At 58.9% G+C, this 18386-nt stretch carries 17 protein-coding genes and 1 pseudogene; 8 read left to right on the plus strand and 10 right to left on the minus strand.

Annotated features, from left to right (window positions below; genetic code table 11):
- Positions 1–88 precede the first annotated feature (88 nt).
- Complete coding sequence (locus NKH31_RS15125; protein ID WP_254862624.1) at positions 89–259, plus strand: hypothetical protein; 171 nt, start codon at positions 89–91, stop codon at positions 257–259.
- Positions 260–392: 133 nt separating this feature from the next.
- Here the strand turns inward: NKH31_RS15125 and NKH31_RS15130 are convergent, their stop codons facing one another.
- Both NKH31_RS15130 and NKH31_RS15135 read right to left on the minus strand, forming a co-directional pair.
- A complete protein-coding gene (locus NKH31_RS15130) occupies positions 393–1418 on the minus strand; it encodes a disk-shape morphogenesis protein volactin (RefSeq protein WP_254862625.1) in 1026 nt (341 codons plus the stop codon).
- Positions 1419–1515: 97 nt separating this feature from the next.
- Complete coding sequence (locus NKH31_RS15135) at positions 1516–2445, minus strand: cell division protein CdpA domain-containing protein (protein WP_254862626.1); 930 nt, start codon at positions 2443–2445, stop codon at positions 1516–1518.
- Between the two features lie 213 nt (positions 2446–2658).
- Here NKH31_RS15135 and dph2 point away from each other — a divergent pair, with 213 nt between their 5' ends.
- The 3 genes from dph2 (at position 2659) to NKH31_RS15150 (ending at position 6489) form a co-directional block, all read left to right on the plus strand.
- Positions 2659–3702: a diphthamide biosynthesis enzyme Dph2 gene (dph2, locus tag NKH31_RS15140; protein WP_254862627.1), complete on the plus strand. Its 1044-nt coding sequence runs from the start codon at positions 2659–2661 to the stop codon at positions 3700–3702.
- Between the two features lie 374 nt (positions 3703–4076).
- Positions 4077–4910 (plus strand): MBL fold metallo-hydrolase, encoded by an 834-nt coding sequence (locus tag NKH31_RS15145; RefSeq protein WP_254862628.1) that lies wholly within the window; start codon positions 4077–4079, stop codon positions 4908–4910.
- Positions 4911–5025: 115 nt separating this feature from the next.
- Positions 5026–6489 (plus strand): coiled-coil domain-containing protein, encoded by a 1464-nt coding sequence (locus tag NKH31_RS15150; protein ID WP_254862629.1) that lies wholly within the window; start codon positions 5026–5028, stop codon positions 6487–6489.
- A 782-nt stretch (positions 6490–7271) separates the two neighbouring features.
- Here the strand turns inward: NKH31_RS15150 and NKH31_RS15155 are convergent.
- The 4 genes and pseudogenes from NKH31_RS15155 to btuC form a co-directional block, all read right to left on the minus strand.
- The gene (locus NKH31_RS15155) at positions 7272–8282 is read right to left on the minus strand and encodes a tyrosine-type recombinase/integrase (RefSeq protein WP_254862630.1); all 1011 of its coding nucleotides are present in this window, start codon (positions 8280–8282) and stop codon (positions 7272–7274) included.
- Positions 8275–8697, minus strand: a complete 423-nt coding sequence (locus NKH31_RS15160) for a DUF5805 domain-containing protein (protein ID WP_254862631.1) — start codon at positions 8695–8697, stop codon at positions 8275–8277. The genes NKH31_RS15155 and NKH31_RS15160 overlap by 8 nt, the downstream gene beginning before the upstream one ends.
- 991 nt (positions 8698–9688) lie before the next feature.
- Positions 9689–10873, minus strand: a pseudogene (locus tag NKH31_RS15165) (ATP-binding cassette domain-containing protein); the annotation flags it as partial.
- 56 nt (positions 10874–10929) lie between these two features.
- Entirely contained in the window at positions 10930–12027 is a 1098-nt protein-coding gene (gene btuC / locus NKH31_RS15170; RefSeq protein ID WP_254862633.1) for a vitamin B12 ABC transporter permease BtuC, read from the minus strand.
- Between the two features lie 60 nt (positions 12028–12087).
- Here btuC and NKH31_RS15175 point away from each other — a divergent pair, with 60 nt between their 5' ends.
- From NKH31_RS15175 to NKH31_RS15190, 4 genes are all read left to right on the plus strand, one after another.
- Complete coding sequence (locus NKH31_RS15175) at positions 12088–13224, plus strand: PGF-CTERM-anchored ABC transporter substrate-binding protein (RefSeq protein WP_254862634.1); 1137 nt, start codon at positions 12088–12090, stop codon at positions 13222–13224.
- A 74-nt stretch (positions 13225–13298) separates the two neighbouring features.
- Positions 13299–13580 carry a signal recognition particle subunit SRP19 gene (gene srp19 / locus NKH31_RS15180; RefSeq protein ID WP_254862635.1) on the plus strand — a complete coding sequence of 94 codons (282 nt, stop codon included), beginning with the start codon at positions 13299–13301 and terminating at the stop codon, positions 13578–13580.
- Positions 13580–13798: an H/ACA ribonucleoprotein complex subunit GAR1 gene (locus NKH31_RS15185; protein ID WP_254862636.1), complete on the plus strand. Its 219-nt coding sequence runs from the start codon at positions 13580–13582 to the stop codon at positions 13796–13798. Before srp19 ends, NKH31_RS15185 begins: the two co-directional genes overlap by 1 nt.
- A 55-nt stretch (positions 13799–13853) precedes the next feature.
- A complete protein-coding gene (locus NKH31_RS15190) occupies positions 13854–14888 on the plus strand; it encodes a presenilin family intramembrane aspartyl protease PSH (protein WP_254862637.1) in 1035 nt (344 codons plus the stop codon).
- A gap of 68 nt (positions 14889–14956) precedes the next feature.
- On the opposite strand, the gene cysS is transcribed toward NKH31_RS15190, so the two are convergent.
- The 4 genes from cysS to NKH31_RS15210 all read right to left on the minus strand — a co-directional run bounded on the left by cysS (position 14957) and on the right by NKH31_RS15210 (position 18203).
- The gene (gene cysS, locus NKH31_RS15195; RefSeq protein ID WP_254862638.1) at positions 14957–16444 is read right to left on the minus strand and encodes a cysteine--tRNA ligase; all 1488 of its coding nucleotides are present in this window, start codon (positions 16442–16444) and stop codon (positions 14957–14959) included.
- A gap of 93 nt (positions 16445–16537) precedes the next feature.
- Entirely contained in the window at positions 16538–17035 is a 498-nt protein-coding gene (locus tag NKH31_RS15200) for a DUF7523 family protein (RefSeq protein ID WP_254862639.1), read from the minus strand.
- Between the two features lie 69 nt (positions 17036–17104).
- On the minus strand, positions 17105–17422 hold the full coding sequence (locus NKH31_RS15205) for an AzlD family protein (RefSeq protein WP_254862640.1): 318 nt from the start codon (positions 17420–17422) through the stop codon (positions 17105–17107).
- Complete coding sequence (locus NKH31_RS15210; RefSeq protein ID WP_254862641.1) at positions 17415–18203, minus strand: AzlC family ABC transporter permease; 789 nt, start codon at positions 18201–18203, stop codon at positions 17415–17417. Before NKH31_RS15210 ends, NKH31_RS15205 begins: the two co-directional genes overlap by 8 nt.
- Positions 18204–18386: the final 183 nt, after the last annotated feature.

An 18386-nucleotide genomic window follows, 5' to 3' on the forward strand; every position in this document is an offset into this window, starting at 1 on the left:
GCGGGACGCTATCGATCAGGCCATGTCTGTTCACAATCACCAATGCGATACCACATACAGTTAAGATCATAGGGATTCAGTACTAAATATGGACGACTGTCCCCGATGTCAGTCGCCGCTAGAGCGACTTTCACTGGCCGATTCCGAAACCGTCTCGTGCCAGCGGTGTGGGTTTGCCGACGTTCCCGTCGAACACGAAGCCGAGTGGGAGAAACCGGAATCCTGGCGCGACGCGATGAGACGATTCTACGAGCAGTAAGCGAATCAACAGTGTTGGCGTACGGATGTCGACGTTGGTGACGACACTCCAGCCACGAACGTCGATCGTATGTCCCGACGAGAATAGGAATCGAACGTACGGTTCGTCGAAGTGATTGCACCGAGCGGTCGCCTTACTCGTTAGCGGGTGCCGGTTCGGCTTCCTCTTCTTCGTGTTCGACGTCCTCGTCGGACCTGGCAGCGACGAGCCCACCGCGAGCGACGCTGTAGAGTGGCTCATCAGCGTGTGAGACGCCGCTGATCGAGAACGGGATGTTCGCGTCTTCGAGGTGGTCACGGAACAGGGCTTCGAACCCGTTCGGACTCGACGTTCCGCCCGTGACGACGACTGGAATGTCGAGACCCTCTTCGACGTCCTCCTCGTCGACTTCCGAGACCGTCTTCTGGATGACGTAATCGAGGAGGTTCTCGTAGTAAATCGAGAGTGCACCCTCGACGCCACCGACGTCCGTCGTGAAGTCGAGTTCGAAGTCGTCTTCTTTGATCGAGGTGACCTTGTCGACCGGCGTTCCGGTTGCACGAGCCGCCTGCTCGTCGATCCAGTCGCCACCGCGAGCGACGGAGAACTTCATCACTGGGACGGCGTAGTAGGCGAGACAGACGTTCGTCATCCCCGCACCGAAGCTGATACCGAGACCGGTGAAGTTGTTGTCGGCGAGTTCGCTGTAGATGACCGACATTCCTTCGTTGATCGGTTCGGCGTCGTATCCCATATCGTTGAGGAACGACTCGATCGTCTTCTGGTGGTACAGCGTGGATAGGTTCGAGTCGATCGGGTCGGCCGGCGTGGAGAAGTACAGTTTTTCGTCCGGATACTGTGGATCGCCGACGACCTGTTCGATGATGAGTTTCATCATCGGGATCGCCGATTTCTCGTCAGACGAGAGGATCCCCTGGGACATCGGTCGTCGGGTCTCCTTGTTGAATATGTTCGCAAAGTTCAGCGCGTCGTCACCGACGACGTACACTTTGTCGTCTTTGCGAATGTGGAGTACTTCACTTCGAGAAAGCATCTGCTCGGCCATATCCGAGTACTCGATTTCTACGAAGGAGTTGCGCTGCTGCACGAAAACGGTGTCGTTACCATCCTGTTGTGCCGACAGGATGTTCATCGTTCCGACGTCTAGGCCTTTGGCCATATATGGTCAAGGAGACTGACGGATTATAAATCTATGTGAATTAATTCCTGTTGAAACGTTGGAGAATAATTGGCCAATTACTCGTGAGGGTGCGGATTTAATTACGTTTTACCCGGTTGCGCACGCCGGCGAGTTGGGCTTTCACGGCCCCTATCGAACGTTCGACCCGATTTCGGACCCCATCGAGCGGGCCGCCGTCCTTCGTGGCGAGTTTTTCGGCCTGTTTTTTCTCTCGCAATTCTTTCAACTTCGCCGTCTGATCGTCGACGGTGCTGTCCGAGGTGGCCGTCTTCGCCTCACCTCCTTTCAATCCTTTGAGACCCGCTACCTGACTCTGAACTCCGGTCGATCGCGTCTTCGTCACTCCCATCGTTCCGACGTTTGCCTCTTCGAACTCGTTGTCAGTAAACGTCAACGTCGTATTATCAGATTTCTCGACGCCGCCCCACGAGAGTTCGACGTCTTCCATCGCCGCATCGATATCGGCGGCGATCTCTTCGTCGGTGTAGTGTTCTGCCTGTTCTTCTTCACTGTCAGCGTGAGCCGGTTCGAGCTGTCGTGCAAGATCGAGGTAGTGGGCGATGAGCGCCGCACCGGTGGACGCGGTTAATCCGGTCAGTCCGATCGCGTAGATGGTGACGATTTCGACCGTGTGATCGGCGCCGTATCCGTTCCAGTCGTCGGGATACGCGACGAGAAATCCGGCAACCGCGATCGACGCGACGGCAGCACCGGCGAAGGAGGTCGCGATCACCTTGCGCTCAGAGGGAAGCAACACAACGACTCCCACCATCACGATCGGCAACGACAACATGCCGAGCGCGTAGGCCGGTTCGGCCCACATGGTGTGTGAGCTAGTTCGCGCCTCGAAGGTCGAACTCCAGATGAAGAGTACCAGTGCAACGGTTGCGAGGACGATACCACACAGGAACAGCCCGAAACCTACGTAGACGTCGCGCTCACTGTCCGGTTCCCCTATGTACGTGCGATAGAGGTCGAACAGTCTTTGGTCGGGAAGTGACGACATTAGCGATCCGTTTAGACTCCAGTACCATGACTTTTTGCCCGGGTGTATATCAGTGAACGAACCAACGTCATGCGCCCGTCAGACCCGGCGGGCTTCGCGTGCCCGAAACATCCTATTATTTGTCTCAGTGGTCGAAAAATTGGCTCCTCTGGTGTCGGCCGAACCGAGTCCGAAAACGCCGTCGTTTTACGTTCGTAACCGATACGGGAACTAATGAGCGAGGATACGTCCTACAGCCCGGGCGATTTGCGGAATACGGGAATGCGGTTGAAACACGACCGGGAGTGGGATTACGAACTCGACCGCATCGTCGAAGCGGTCGACGCACGAGATGCTGAGACGGTCGGTTTGCAGTTCCCAGAGGGATTAAAACGAAGAGCCCCTCGCGTCGCCGACGATATTCGCGATCTAGTCGAGTGTCGTGTACTCATCTCTGGCCAACCATGTTACGGCGCCTGTGATCTCGATACGTATTTGATGAAACGATCCGACGTGTTCGTCCACTTCGGTCACTCGCCGATGAAGGAGACGGACAAGGTGATCTACGTTCCACTCTTTTCGAACGTCGACGTCCTCCCGATTATGGAGGAAGCGCTCTCGACCCTCGAAGTACCGAGCGAATCTTCGGAGGTTGGACTAGTGACGACGGCCCAGCACATGAACCGGTTCGACGAAATGCGTTCGTTCCTCGAAGAGCGGGGTTACCGCGTACGAACGCGACGCGGCGACGATCGGTTGACCCACGAGGGACAGGTCCTGGGCTGTAACTACGCGAGCGCTGACGTCGACGCCCCGCAGATCCTGTACGTCGGTGGTGGAAAGTTCCACCCGCTCGGATTGGCGATGGAACATCCGGAAAAGGACGTCGTTATCGCCGATCCGGTGAATAACGTCGTGACCCTCGCCGATACGGAGAAATTCGTAAAGCAACGGTACGCGGCCGTTCACAAGGCGATGGACGCGAAAACGTGGGGCGTCATCTTCTGTACCAAAATCGGTCAGGGTCGATGGGACGAAGCCGAAGCGATTCTCGACGAGAACGACGACGCCTACCTCATCACCCTGGACGAGGTGACACCCGATCGACTCAGAAACTTCGATTTCGACGCCTTCGTCAACACGGGCTGTCCCCGCATAACGACCGACGACGGCCCTCGATTCCACAAACCGCTTCTCACCCCTGGGGAGTACGACGCGGCCGTTGGAAACAAACCGTTATCCGAAATCGGTTTCGACACGTTCCACGGCACCTGGTGACCGAGTTCCGGTCCGCTCCATATAGGCGGTGTAGGGTACGCTCTCCGCGAGCGACCGAAGGGAGCGCGGGCCGACGACCGATCCGTAGGGGAGGGGAGTGCTTTTCATCGAAGCTAAGCGGGATCGAAGATCCCGCGAGGTCGTCGGCGCTTCGCACCGACTGCTCGAGGGAATGGCGTTCCCTCGTTGTCCAAAAGAGCCTGCGGCTCTTTTGAAGATTTTGCCGAGGGCGCGCGGAGTCGCGCACGTGGTTCGAGACGCCGAAGGCGTCTCGTCATCACGGAAGACGCTTTGCGTCTTCCGAACGACAGCGCAAACGTTCGGTTTGCGCCCGAGACGTAACATTTACCCACCCGTTTGTCGCAGAGTTCGGTATGAGTGAAAGCGATTGGGGCGATTGGCTCGTTCGAGAAATCGAGTCCGCCGACCCCGAGACGGTCTCGTTGTGGTATCTGGGGTGTAACGGGTTCGTCCTGAAAGGTGCTGACGGGACGACGCTCACCATCGACCCGTACGTTGGTCTCGGTGATCCCCCGCGAACCGTTCGTATGATTCCGGTTCCGTTCGATCCCTCGGACTTCGGGGAGATGGACGCGGTGCTGGCTACGCACGAACACACGGATCACGTCCACGGACCGAGCCAGGCTCCGATATTGGCCCAAACTGGGGCATCGTTCTTCGCTCCCAGTTCGAGCATCGACGTCGCGCTGTCAGACGAACGCTGGACTGATCACTGGAGCGTCGAACGGTCCCAGTTTACCGAGGTCTCGGTGGGAGACACGTTCGAGGTTGGTGGATTCACCATTTCGGTCGAATCTGCTAACGATCCTGACGCCCAGGAGCCGGTGAGCTATCTCCTCGAGTACGATGGGGTGACCATCTTTCACGGTGGTGACACACGACCGGCAGCTGAATTCGAACGGATCGGATCAGAGTACGACATCGATTTCGGCATCCTCGCGTTCGGCACGGTTGGGATGATACCCGACAAGCAAACCGGGAACCGAAAACGAACTCGGTGGTACAACGACGAGAATCAAATCATCGAAGCCGCGGCGTCGCTTCAGCTCGATCAGCTTATTCCTTCCCACTGGGATATGTGGCGAGGCATGACGGCTGACCCGACGTCGCTCCGTCACCATGGTTCGTCGTTTCAATATCCGAATCGACTCACAATCCTCTCAATTGGAGACCACCTCTCGATCTAACTTCGTAGGTTCGTTCGGTATCTGAGTTTCCGACAACCGATCTATCATCACGAATCCGAACCTGATTGTCGGCCGCCCGTTTCTTTTATGGTTGCCGTCACCTAATCGTTGTTTAATGAGTTCGAGCGCTGATACTGACGGCGTGGTGACGGTCGAAGAGTCGGGTGTTCGTGTGACGAAGCGATTTGCACCTGATGAATTTCCCGTCCCTGCAATCCGATTCGAGATCGACTCCTCACACGATGAACCCGTCGTCGTTCGATTGGGGGAAACGATTCCGGAATCGTTCCCGATGGACGCAGTCGGGTTCCATCCGGAGTACCATAGCGACCAGTGGACGGCCTTTCAGAATCATCGCGTCGAGTTCGAAGGAACGGTTGATCCCGACTCGTCGTTGGTGACCGTCTACGGGATTCGTATCGACGACGACTTCGATCCGGAACCGTTTCTCACCGAACCGACGATCGATGAGGTCGACACGAAGTCTGCATCGACCACCGAGGCCGATCCAGACGCGTTAGAGGAGGTAATTCCCGAGGATCGAAATGAGGTAGTCAAGTCGATACTGTCGGACGATTCCGAGGAACTTCCCGGGTTAGATTCAGATGAGTCGGATGAATCGTCGTCCGACGACCAGTCGATTGAACTCGACATCGACGCGGCAGCAGAACGCGTTGCTAATCAACGAGGCGGTGACGAGGACGTAAAAACGGACTCTTCAGATCCGTCGGACGAAACGACCGTCGAGTTCGACGATTCGTCGGTCTCCGAACCCGAATCTCAACCGTCTGATGAGGCCGATGATGATACTGATGATGGAGAATCGGACGAGACATCGGGTGTGGCAGATCCCGATCCTTCGCCGTCTGGGGAGTCGACCGAGTCGCTCACTCCGACCGAGGTCGCTTCCTCACTGGCTACGGCGATTCGGTCTGAGGAAATTGACACAGACGACCTCCAGACGATCCGGGATGCACTCGAACCAACCAGTGAGCCGATTTCGGCCGTAAAGGTCGAACACCTACAGAATCGGGTCGAAGAGGTAGCGGCCTATTCGAATGCACTCGAAACGTTCCTCGAAGAGGAGGGTACAGGTGCGCAGGTAATCGAACGGGTGACGTCGGAGTTAGAAAGTATACGATCCGATATCGATGCCCTCGAGTCGGAACTCGAAAAATCCAGTTCGTCAGTCGATTCGGTCGAACAGTCCGTCGATTCGCTCACCGATACGATGTCGGCCCTTGAGTCATCGGTGTCTGAGAATACGACGTCGATCGACACGGTCGAATCGCGTCTCGATTCACTGGCGGAACTAACGGAGACGATCGAATCGTCTGTTGGTGAACTAGACGGGAAAGCGGACGGACTTGATGAGGATCTCAGCTCGCTCGAAACGACGGTATCGGCCGTCGAATCCGATGTCGGCTCGGTCACATCCGACATCGAATCCGTTACCGACGACATCGAGGAACTGGACACCTCCGTCGAGGAGCTCGAATCGGATCTCGAATCCGTTCGTACAGACGTGTCCGACATCGTCGAGTGGCGCGCTCAGCTTGGTTCGATGTTTTCGGAGTAATCGCTGACGTTTCCTGTTGACCAGGTGCCGTTGATTTTCACAGCCCTGTTTCCGTCAGTCTGACATTGATACTTAAAAGCCCATCTTGGCTGCGCCCTAACGACCTACCTGCTCGGATTTCCTTGGTATCACCCGATGTGCTGTCAGATCGGAATCATACTGACCGCGTTCGGCCAACCCCGTTTGATATAGCAAAATACGATTTATGTGTTGGCTACCCGTCCGGCATAATATCGAAAATATTTCAATAAAGCGGGGCTTGGAGTCAATAGAATGATAGTAATGGGCTTTCCATACCCACTGTGCCGAGTAAGGCGGTGCCCCAGGATATTCGCTGACGCTGCTGGCCGAGGAACTCGGTACAACGGATCTCGAAACAGCTTAGAGAGTTCCAATGCGTCCGGTTTGAACCGTTTTAGCGTCTTGTGGTGAAACTGATGGCAGCTATCGAGTGGATTTCAAACCGTCCGTGATCTACTCCGATCACGCCGCTCACCAGCTTGGGCCGCTATCGATACTCGCAGATCCATTGAGCACAACGTTCCAAGAGATTGGACCAATCCATCACATCGGACCCAACTCTCACCACGAACGTGTCTCTATATTTTCCGTCGCTTCCTGAATGATGGCACAGAGGTCGATCGGCACGATCGGGACCGATCGTCATCTGGTTGTTCGTAAGGGATCCCTCGTCGAAACCAATTTACGGAGGTGTACGGCCTGGTACTGGATCATACCGGGCGACCCATCCGATACTGGGCACGAGTGAACCGATCGATACCCTACGTAATCCGATAGATGTGGTCCAGATAGGTGCCCCGGATTCGGTCACCCCAATCGTGGGTGTAGGTGTCGATTATATCGTCGGCGACGTCCCCACGAAGGTACTTGACGATGCCTCGATCTCCAGTTCGGTCCCGGAGGTGCGTCGTAAAAAAGTGTCTGAAGTAGTGTGGTGTGACGTTCTCGCTCGCCCCACCGCCTCGTCGGTACCAACCCGCCTCAGTGGCGTACTCCGTGACGATGTGGTGTATGTGATCGGGCGTAAGTCGCTCGCCCCATCTATCGGCTGTACCCACGAATACCGGTTCCGCGGGGGAATTCGTATCCGGTCTAATCGCTAGCCAGCGGCGCAATTCAAACTCGAGTTCGGGGTCGATAGGGATGATCGTCTCCCGTTTCCGCTTGTTCGATGCTGTTCGGACGACCCCACCGCTTCGTTCACCGAACGTGTGCGTCGGCGAAATGTAGAGGGCGTTCGACTTATTTTCGAGTTGAGCTCGTAGCGTATACCCGGTATCTACCGAATCGAGCTGAACATCTTTCATATCCAGATTACAGAGTTCACCAGAACGAACGCCGGTTTTCAGTAGCGCAACGATGATGGCGCGGTGTAGCGGATGTCGAACGCCGGTTACGAACGCACGCATCGATTCGATCGAGATATCTCGCCGCGATGGATTCGTCTCGATCGATTCGTCCATCTCCTCGACGACGAGGGCCATTGGGTTGTCGTCGTGGCGACCGACGCGTTCGAGATACGAGTAAAATCGGTTCAGATACGAGGCGTACGTCGCGATCGTGCTGTCTGCGTGTTGGGTCCGTATCTCGTGAATCCAGGCCATACAGTCGCGGTAGTCCGCAGTCAGCGGCGTTACGTCTCGATGATCCTGAAGAAACGCCTCGTACTCCGTGAGAACGCGTCGATACGCGTCGTGCGTTCGGACGTTTCGACCGTGGTGTGTGACGTCTTCGAGGAAGTACTCGATCGGATCTGTCGTCGCCTTACTCATCGTCGATCAGGGTGTAGCCGCCGCTTCGACCGCTGTACATCACCGCGTTCTCGGCTTGCAGCTCCTGTAAGGCATCATCTAGGTCGTCTTCGACGTCGTCGACGAGAGCGTCGACGAGTTCGTCCCAGTCGAGAACGTCGTAGCGTCGGAGGACGTCCTGGACGCGGTGTTTGAACTCGTTCGGATGATTCGATACGGGCGTCGTCGCCACGTCAGTATCGGATGATCCATCCGATTCGGCGTTCGATGGTTGCTCTCTGTGTGTTCCGAGGATTATATCGGATCGACCGGCCTGTACCATTGTTCGGACGAATTCGCTGGTACTCATCTCCATCGCCGACGCGTCTCGTTCCCACTCTTGTTTCTGATACTGAGGGACGTACGTCTTCACGGCAACCCGATCGTCAACGCTCATAGAGAGTCCATCTGCCTGGACACTCATGAATCTATCCCATATATCCAAATAAAGACTCTTATTTTGGTATCTATCACCCTCTAAAGCCTAATCTGTGATTATTATTTGTTATGCAGGGACTTTACCCTGTAGTTCGGGGTCTTCATTTCAAAATAAAAGATGAGTGACTCGCTCGTCCCGTTTCGTCTCGTTCTCGATCGCCAATTCTACAATTGCCTATTCGGCACGTCACCCCTGGGGTACATGGGGTGAAAAGCAACATCCAAAATCTAGGTTACTTTCCTAACAACTCTCTTCTCCCATTTGAGCAATCCTGGAGATGTTTTAGTCAGGACATAGGCGGTCATGAGTAGATTCACTGAGTCATCAATTTCGAACGAAGGTCGCCAACTCACCACAATGGTTTCGTCGTCGAAGTCGAGAGCCAACTGCGCTATGACCGGTGATTCTCTTCGTCGTGATTACATCCAGGAATGGGCCCCAACTGACGTTCCCACTTCCCAACCCCGATTCGTTTACTTCTTCTTGCGGGTCATGTCTGCCCAGTGTCCGTGGCCGTCGTTCTGTTTCTGAGACATAGCAGTTGTTCGGCGATAGGCCCAACGAGCCACTGCCGATTGTGAGGTTGTGAGCTCGACCGCCTGGTTCATTTGTTCGTATCGGTCTCCGCATACGCCCGCTCAGTTGGTGTCGCATTACCAACCGTTGTTCACGTCATGGAGTGAAGCCAGTCCAGTAGTCATTGTATCGGATTGAACTGGAGATTTGATCTTGAATCGATCGTCGAGGTACCGTTACTCGTCTGATTTTGGTGTGTGAAATTGTTCTGTGGGATCTCTATGTCAAACACAAATCAATTGTTGATGGTGGGTGCCGGACTGATAAATCTTATAGTGCTATATAATCTGGGACTGTCCGATTCTGGACATTCTGTACCCCATATTGACACAAATAAGGTTCGCACGGGTTCGGATCAGCGAATTGGCAGTCCTTAGTCGTCCTGGACCAGCGGTCCACGCGGAGTTGGGTGATCGGATACAGCGGTGGAAAGCCCGGCTCGAATCGATTTCGGTGTCGTTTCGATGGACCGCGCCCGGAGCCGGTCCAGCGCGGGTGATCTATCTCCCTCGTCATTCGTGTCGACGTAGACGGTGTGAGGTGTGCGAATTGAATTCCATACCTCGGGATGTTCGTCTAGTGGGCCCCCAGGGACGAGAACGGTTACGTCGGCATCGCCAGTGATCGATTCGAGGCGTGATCGCGTTCGTTCGGTGATCGACGAAAACGGATCGACCGAGATGGTATCGATACCGAGATGTTCAGCGGTGACGGCCGCGGCGTCTCCGCGCGGTACAGGACCGATCGTACAGGTGGACCCGGCACCGTGAATGGTCGAAACCATCCGTGCGGCAGCGTCTCCCGTCCCGACGACGTGGATGCGCCCTGGTACGTTCACTTCGCGGTCATCGTTCGAGATCGCCGTTACGGCTGGCGTCCACGTTACCGGATTGATCGAGATCGAACCGGCCGTTCCGTAGGCCCGTTCGAGTACCTCGGTATCCAGTACGTCCGACGGCGGCCCACGCTCGAGGATGTCGCCACCCGCCAGAACGATGAGCTCGTCACAGAAGCGCGCGGCGAGATCGAGGTCGTGAATTGCGGCGACGACCGTCTTTCCACTGTCGACGAGCGACTGTGCGAGCCCCAGCACTTCGACTTGGTGATTGACGTCCAGATTGGCGGTGGGTTCGTCCAGAAGAATAACCGGTGTATCCTGAGCGAGCGCTCTGGCCAGAACGACACGTTGTCGTTCGCCACCGCTTAGTTCGTCGACGTTGCGGGTCGCGAGGTGTTTCGTCTGTGTTCGTTCTAGCGCCTGGTCGACGAGTTGACGGTCTTCGACTGTCGGTGGGGAAAACCGCGATCGGTACGGCGTTCGCCCCATTTCGACGAGGTGACGGACGGAAAACGAAAACGATAGTGACGTGTCCTGTGGGACGACAGAGACGAGCCGACTGCTTTCGCGCGACGAACAGGCGGACACGTCGATTCCGTCGACGAACACGGAGCCACTATCAGGCTCTTTGACACCACTTATCGCGCGCAAGAGGGTGGTTTTTCCCGCACCGTTTGGTCCGACGAGACCGACGAATCCGCCGGGGTCGATCGATGTCGAGATCGACTCGAGCACCGGCCGCGTTCCGAACGCGACCGTCACCTGATCGATCGTAATCACAGCGAATGCACCTCTCGTCTGAGGAGCAAAAACAGAAAGAACGGGGCGCCGAGCGCCGCCGTAACGATACCGACCGGAACCACGATCGGTCCAGATCTGGCGATGGTATCCGTAATCACGAGAAACGACGCGCCGGCGAGCGCGCTGGTCGGAAGTAAGATTCGGTGATCGGGGCCGACGACGAGTCGCATCATGTGGGGGACAACCAATCCGACGAATCCGATGATGCCAGCGACCGCCACGCCGGCTGCGGTGACGATGCTCGCGACTGCGAGCAGGATGAGTTTCGTCCGTTCTACCTCGATTCCCAGGTGATGTGCGTCCTCCTCGCCGAGTAAGAGAACGTTCAGTTCGCGCGTGTACGCGAGGAGGACCGCCGATCCGAGAACGACGAACGGTGCGGCGAAACCGACGTCACCCCAGTTCGATTCGGCGAGCCGACCCATCATCCAGAGGACGGCCTGTCGAAGCCCGTCGCCGCTGTGTAGGACGAGAAACGAGATCATCGCCCCGAGAAACGCCTGGACGGCGACGCCAGCGAGCAACAGGGTCGCGACCGGGGTTTTGCCGCCGTCGGTCGCGATGGCGTAGACGAGAAAGGCCGTGATCAATGCCCCGGCAAACGCCGCGACGTGCATACCAGCGAGCGGAATGAGTCCTGGAAAGGCGATCATCGCGACGGCGCCGACTGCCGCGCCGGACGAGACGCCGATGATCGAGGGATCTGCGAGGGGATTTCTAAAGAACCCCTGCATCACTGCGCCGGCGATTGCGAGGGCGAAGCCGACGACGGCCGCCAGCAAAATCCGGGGCAGTCGTACGTCCGAGACGATAGATTGGTGGGGACCGTGTACGTCGAATCCGAAGAGCGGTCTGAATTCGGGTGAGGGTGTCGGCATCGATCGGCCGACGTACGGGAGCGACGAACTGTTGAAACTGAGGCCCGTCGGTACCTGAACGGTGTTCAACATCGCCTTCGAGACGGCGAGCGGGTCGATCCGGACGGGACCGATCGCAGCGCTCGCGATGATGCTCGCGACGAGGACCACCGTGAGGCCAGCGGACCAGCAGATCACGCGCCGCCGTTCAACCATTGTTCGCAACCTCGTTTGCATTAGACAAGTATTTATTGAATTGGTGGCGAGCTTCCACCGATGCGAACTCGAACGATCCTACTGGTGGCCCTACTCGTATCCGTCGTCGTGGCGGCCCCGGGAACGGCCGCCGTGGCACCGTCTACCGATGCACAGTCCGTGAGTTCACAGCCCGAGTGTTCGTATCCGGTAACGATGACCGACGTGACCGGAACGGACGTGACGCTTTCTGACCCGCCGGAAACGGTGGTTGCGACCCAGGCCAGTGACGTCCAACTGATGGCCGAACTCGAGGTCGGAACCTCGCTCGTTGGAATGCCGGTCGGTCAGTACACCGATCACTTAGACGTCACGGACGACGTCACCGACATCTCCGAAGACGACGAGATTACGCCGGTCGCAGAGACGATAATCGACCTCGACGCGGACGTCGTTATCGCCGCGAACACCGTATTATTCGTCGACGGATTCGTCGAACAGCTACGTGAGGCAGACCAGACCGTCTACGTTTACGATTCGGCCGAAACACTCGAGGCCGTCCAGGAGAACGTCCGTCTCGCGGGCGTCCTCACGAACGAGTGCGATGCGGCCGATGCGTCCGTCGCCGAGATGAACGAACGACTGGACGTCATCGACGAGGTCGTCGCACAGAGTGACGAGCGACCGCTCGCGTACTACGTCATGGGCGAAGGCGATCTAACGACCGCCGGTGTCGGTACGTTCCAGCACGAGATACTCGAGCGAGCCGGTGTCGAGAACATCGCCGAACGGGCTGACATCGACGGGTGGGAGGAGATAAGCGAGGAGGTCGTCATCGCCGAGGATCCCGAGTGGCTCATCTACGGTGACTATCTCGATGGGCCGCCGGAGATGACCGCGACCGAAGCGACCACGGCGTGGGACACAGACCAGTTCGTCGAAGTGGATAGCAACCAGATGTCTCAACCCGGGCCGCAGGTCGTCGATTCGATCGAAACGATTGCGTCGACGGTCCACGAGGACACCTACGCGGAGGTAACGCGAACCCAGGAATCAACTGATGCAGCCGACGGTGACGACGAGACCGATAACGGCAGCGCGGGCGATGACGATGTGAGTGACGACTCGTCGTCCGACGAGGTCATCCCCGGATTCGGTATCGCCGCGGCAGTTATCGCACTTCTCGCAATTGTCGCTTTCGGTCGACGTCGCCTCTAACCTTCGACGCTTCGATCTGGCGAGGTTCGATTCGTTTGCGAAGAATTTACTCGTTGGCCCACCGAGTGATGGTCATGGTCGAAAACGTCATCTGGCCGGCGTATCTAGACGCAGACCGGACACGGGGCGAGGGTCGACGGGTTCCTCGCGATCTCGCCGTCGATGAGCCGACGATAGACGAGATCGCACAGGCGGTACAGCAGGTCGGATACGATGCGATGATCGAACGGGAGAAAGCCTACTCTCGCGAACCGTGGCGTTCTCGCGGCCGGGTGGTCGTTCGGGGGGCCGAGGATTCGACCAAGAACGATCTCGTTCAGGCCGTCGCGGCGTACGTGTCGGCCATGCGCGAGTGATGCGCCGAGCTGGAACCGTCGTCGAGACGGCGCAGGGATTGCTCGTCTGTCGCGGCGAGAACGTCGAGATCGGCGACGTACTCGTCGACGATACGCTGTCGGAGGTCGGTCGAATCGTCGACGTGTTCGGCCCCGTCGATGCACCCTACTTCGCCGTCACGCCCGACGCGTCCGTCCACCCGCCCCGACTCGTCGGAGACCGTCTCTACGTGAGGTAGCACGTCCGTTCGGAGAACAGAACACAGATAGGACCCCCGCCCAAAGGTGGGCGCGATGAACGATCGAACCCGGACGCTGCTCGCCGTTTTCGCTGTTGTCTCGATCTTTCTCGGCGTACAGCTCGGCGCGTTAGCACTGGTCGAACCGTTCGAACAATCCCACGGGCCCGCCGTCGATAATCCGGACGATCCGACGAATAGTGCCGTCTTCTTCGGCGTCATCCTCGTCGCGACGGCGGTGATGCTCGCGGCGTTCAAGTACGACGCCGAGCGCTTCATCCGGTGGCTGATCGTCGGCGTGAGCGTCATGCTCTCCTGGTTCGTGTTCGCGGAACTGTTCCCCGACCTCCTCGTCGTCGATGGACTGTCCGTCCTGCCGGTGGCCGCCGCAGCCGTCCTCGGCGCGGGGTTACTGGCCTATCCAGAGTGGTACGTCATCGACGCCGCTGGCCTCCTCATGGCCGCCGGAGCGGCCGCCCTGTTTGGAATCAGCTTCGGGCTCCTGCCGGCGCTCGTCTTTCTCGTCGTCCTCGCCGTCTACGACGCCATCAGCGTCTACCGGACCGAACATATGCTCTCGCTGGCCGACGGGGCGCTCGACCTGAAAATCCCGGTCGTCTTCGTCGTTCCGACGTCGCTCTCGTACTCGTACCTGGACGACGACGGCCCGCTCGACGATCCGGAGCCGACGAGTGGGGAACCGATGGCGGATGATTCCGAGACGGAATCGGCCACCGGAAACGGTGGTACGTCTCCGACGGATCGATCCGCCGAGCCACACGAAGACGAGAAGCGAGCGCGAGACGCGTTGTTCATCGGCCTGGGCGACGCCGTGATCCCGACGATTCTCGTCGCTAGCGCCGTTTCGTTCCTCGAGGCGCCAGCGATCGACGTTCCACTAATCGCGCTCACCGTCCCGGCGCTCGGGGCGATACTCGGAACCATCTCAGGACTGGTCGTCCTTATGTACATGGTCTTGCAGGGCCGACCGCACGCGGGTCTCCCACTGTTGAATGGGGGTGCGATTTCCGGGTACCTGCTCGGCGCACTGGCGAGTGGAATCTCGATTACGACCGCACTCGGCCTCTAATTGGCGGTCTTACGGCGACGCCACGGGCTGAGATGGCGAATCTCTGCACATCTTAATCCACCCGATGGTTACGGCAAGCGGTAGTCGGTTCCGTCGGTGCCGTCCTGAACGTCGACGCCCAGCGCCAGGAGTTCATCTCTGAGCTCGTCCGCTCGCTCGTAATTTCCGGCCTCTCGTTCGCGCTCGCGAACGTCCAGGAGCAGTTCGACGAGGTCGTCCGCAATGGTGACGTCTCCGGCCGTCTCACCCGTAAACGAGAGACCGAGAACCGTACCGTATGTCGTGAGTGTGTCGACCGCACGCTTTAGACCTCGGTAGTCGAACGGCCCGTCGGAATCAACGTGTCGGTTGATCGCGCTCGCGAGTTCGAGCAATGCGGTCTGTGCATTACGCGTGTCGAAGTCGTCGTTCATCGCCTCGGTGAAGGCCGCCGTCGACTGCTCGACGGACGTCACCAGCTCGTCGTCGGTGACGGTCGATTGGGCGTCCGGCGAGTCGAGAACCTCGACCGCCGACTCGTACGCCCTGGAAAGTCGCTCCCAGCGCGCCGTCGCCTCGTCGATCGCCGACTCGCGGTAGACCTGTTTGCTATTGTACGAGCCCGCGGTGAGAAACGTCCGGACGACGTTCGCGCCCCACTCGTCGATCGCCTCGGAGACGGTGACGAAGTTGCCGAGGCTCGAGGACATCTTCTCTTCGTCGAGTTCGAAGAGTTCGCAGTGGAGCCAGTAGCGCGCGAATCGCTCGCCGGTCGCGGCTTCTGACTGGGCGATCTCGTTTTCGTGGTGGGGAAAGACGAGGTCACGGCCGCCGACGTGGATGTCGATCGTTTCGCCGAGGTGGGTCATACTCATCGCCGAGCACTCGATGTGCCAGCCAGGTCGGCCCTCGCCCCACGGCGAGTCCCAGGTCTGTGCAGTTTCGCAGGCCTCGGACGCGGGTGCGGCCCCTTCGTGGCGGTGTTCGTCGATCGCCCCGGGCGAGACGCCGTCGGCTTTCCAGAGGGCGAAATCGGCCGGGTGGCGCTTTTCAGATCGCTCCGTCTCGTCGCCCTGCGATTCGATTTCGTCGATCGATTGATTCGACAGTCGGCCGTACTCGTCGAACGTCGTCACGTCGAAGTAGACCGAGCCGTTCGACTCGTAGGCGTACCCGTTCTCGACGAGCGTCTCGATCAGGTCGACGATGTGCGGGACGTGTTCGGAGACGCGGGGGTAGACGTCGGCTCGTTTCAGATTCAACGAACGCATGGCGGCTATCGTCTGGCCGACGTAGCTACGGGCGACTTCGGCTTCGGAGTCGCCGAGGTCGTCTTCGCCGACGCGAGCGACGATCTTCTCGTTGACGTCGGTGAAGTTCTCGACGTGTCGAACGTCGTATCCGAGGTGGGTCAGCCAGCGAGCCATGACGTCGACGTGTACCCACGACCGGGCGTGGCCGAGGTGGGGCGGATCGGACACCGTCAGGCCACAGTAATAGAGGGAAACCGCGTCGGGGTCCCGTGGCTCGAACGGTTCCGTCTCACCCGTCAACGTGTTCGTCACGTGCAGGGTCATCGCGTGGAGATAGCCGCGGGTGACAGATAAAGCGTTGGATGCAAGCCGTATCGAGCTGGAAGCTGCGGGGACGGGGCTTTCGTGGATCCGGGCTTAGTCAGGACGATCGGTCACGGAGTCGAACGCCCGTTCGGTCACTCGTAGTGCGTTCGCGCCGTCGCGTCGGTCGACGACCACGACCGAACTCGAGCCCTCGATAAACGCGGCTGCGGACACCGCGACGTCGGCGAGTCGACAGCCGTCGAGCACGGAACCGAACGACGCGGCGTCGACGTCGCCGGTCGCGAGGATCGCCGTGCTATCGCCGCTACCGGTGCCGAGACACTGGTCTCCGACCCGAACGAGGGCGTCGTCGGGGTCCTCGATGGTTTCGATTCCGCTTTGCATGGTGACGCGAACGTCCCGACTCGTCAGGTGGATCTCCGGCAGTTCCGCCGCGTAGCGCCGGAGCGCCGTCGAAACGGCGTCGACCTCTCCGTCGATGTCCAGAAACCTGGCTACAGCGGTGTAGTTGCAGATGTCGGCACGCAGCGCGTCGACCAGAAACGGAAACTCGTCGACGGCGTCGCGCGTTTCCGCGGCGAGTGACATGTACGCCACCGGGTCGCGGATCTGTATAAATGCGCTGAAATTCGGCGTCTGTGTCGGCTCGGCCTGGCGTTACAGGATCGATCGAAACGCTACCACGGAGACGACGCCGACGGTCAGCGCGAGCAGGATGTTCTCGGTTTTCCAGGCGACGACGAGGACGACACCCGCGGCTAGCCACTCGGCCGGTCCACCGGAGACGAGTTCCGGTCCGAGGATGGCCACGACTATCGCCCCGGGGAGGACGGTGAGACCAGCTTCGAGGCGCGCCCCTACTTCGATTCGACTCAGAATCCACAGCCCGCCCACCTTCGTCGCCACCGTCGCTAGCGCCATGGCGAGGATGACGGCGACGACGACCGGATCCAACCCGAACGTCATTTCAGCCATCGTATCTGATCACCTCGACGACGGCGGCGGCGAGTCCGCCACAGATGATGTACCACTGACCGGGCAGGATCGAGGCGGTACCCACCGAGACGAACAGCGCGACCAGCCAGGGGCGGAGGCTCGATCGCCCCTCCCACAGCTCGACAGCGAGTGCGACGAAGACCGCCGCGAGTACGAAATCCAGGCCCACGCTGGCGGGATTCCCGATCGCCCCTCCGGCGATCGCACCGACGACGGTCGAGGCGACCCAGAACAGCCAGATCGCAACGCCGCTCCCGACGAGAAACGCTCCCCGCCCGCTGCCCGACTTGAGGTCGGCCATCGTTAGCGCCCAGTTCTCGTCGGCCATGAAGTACAAACTTCCGTACGCTTTCTTCGGGTCCAGGCGGTCGAACCACGGTGCGAGTGCCGCGCCCATGATCGAGTACCGGAGGTTGATCGCGATCGTCGCCGCGAGGATCGTTCCGATGGGGATCGGATCGGCCCAGAGTTCGACGGCGACGATCTGGGACGCCCCCGCGAGGACCGTTGCACTCATCAGCGCGGCCTCGGTGACGCTCAATCCTGCTTGGCGCGCGAGCATTCCGAACGCGACGCCGTAGCCGGCCACGCCGAGCGCAACTGGGAGGCAGGTAAGAAACCCGGCACGAACGCCCGCTCGATCGAACGTGATTGGATCCGATCCGCGGACGGCCGGCGCTCGTTCGGCCGAATCAACCGACGGTTCGTCCGACCGGTCGCGGGTTGGCGTGTCGTTCGAAGCGGGTGGTTCACTGGGCATCTAGGGACGGCGCCTCTTCCACTGAGTTTCCGGGAACGATGTTGCGTTCACAGGACGTCTGTGAACGGTGATACAGTCACTGAGTTTCTGTAGACGGTGAATCTTTCTGGGCCGGGTTCGATACCGGTTCACGGCCGGCGACTGGGTTCCATCATCGCGGGGTGATGATTCCGCGTTGCTCCG

Source organism: Halovivax gelatinilyticus (assembly GCF_024300625.1).
Classification (GTDB): Archaea; Halobacteriota; Halobacteria; order Halobacteriales; family Natrialbaceae; genus Halovivax; species Halovivax gelatinilyticus.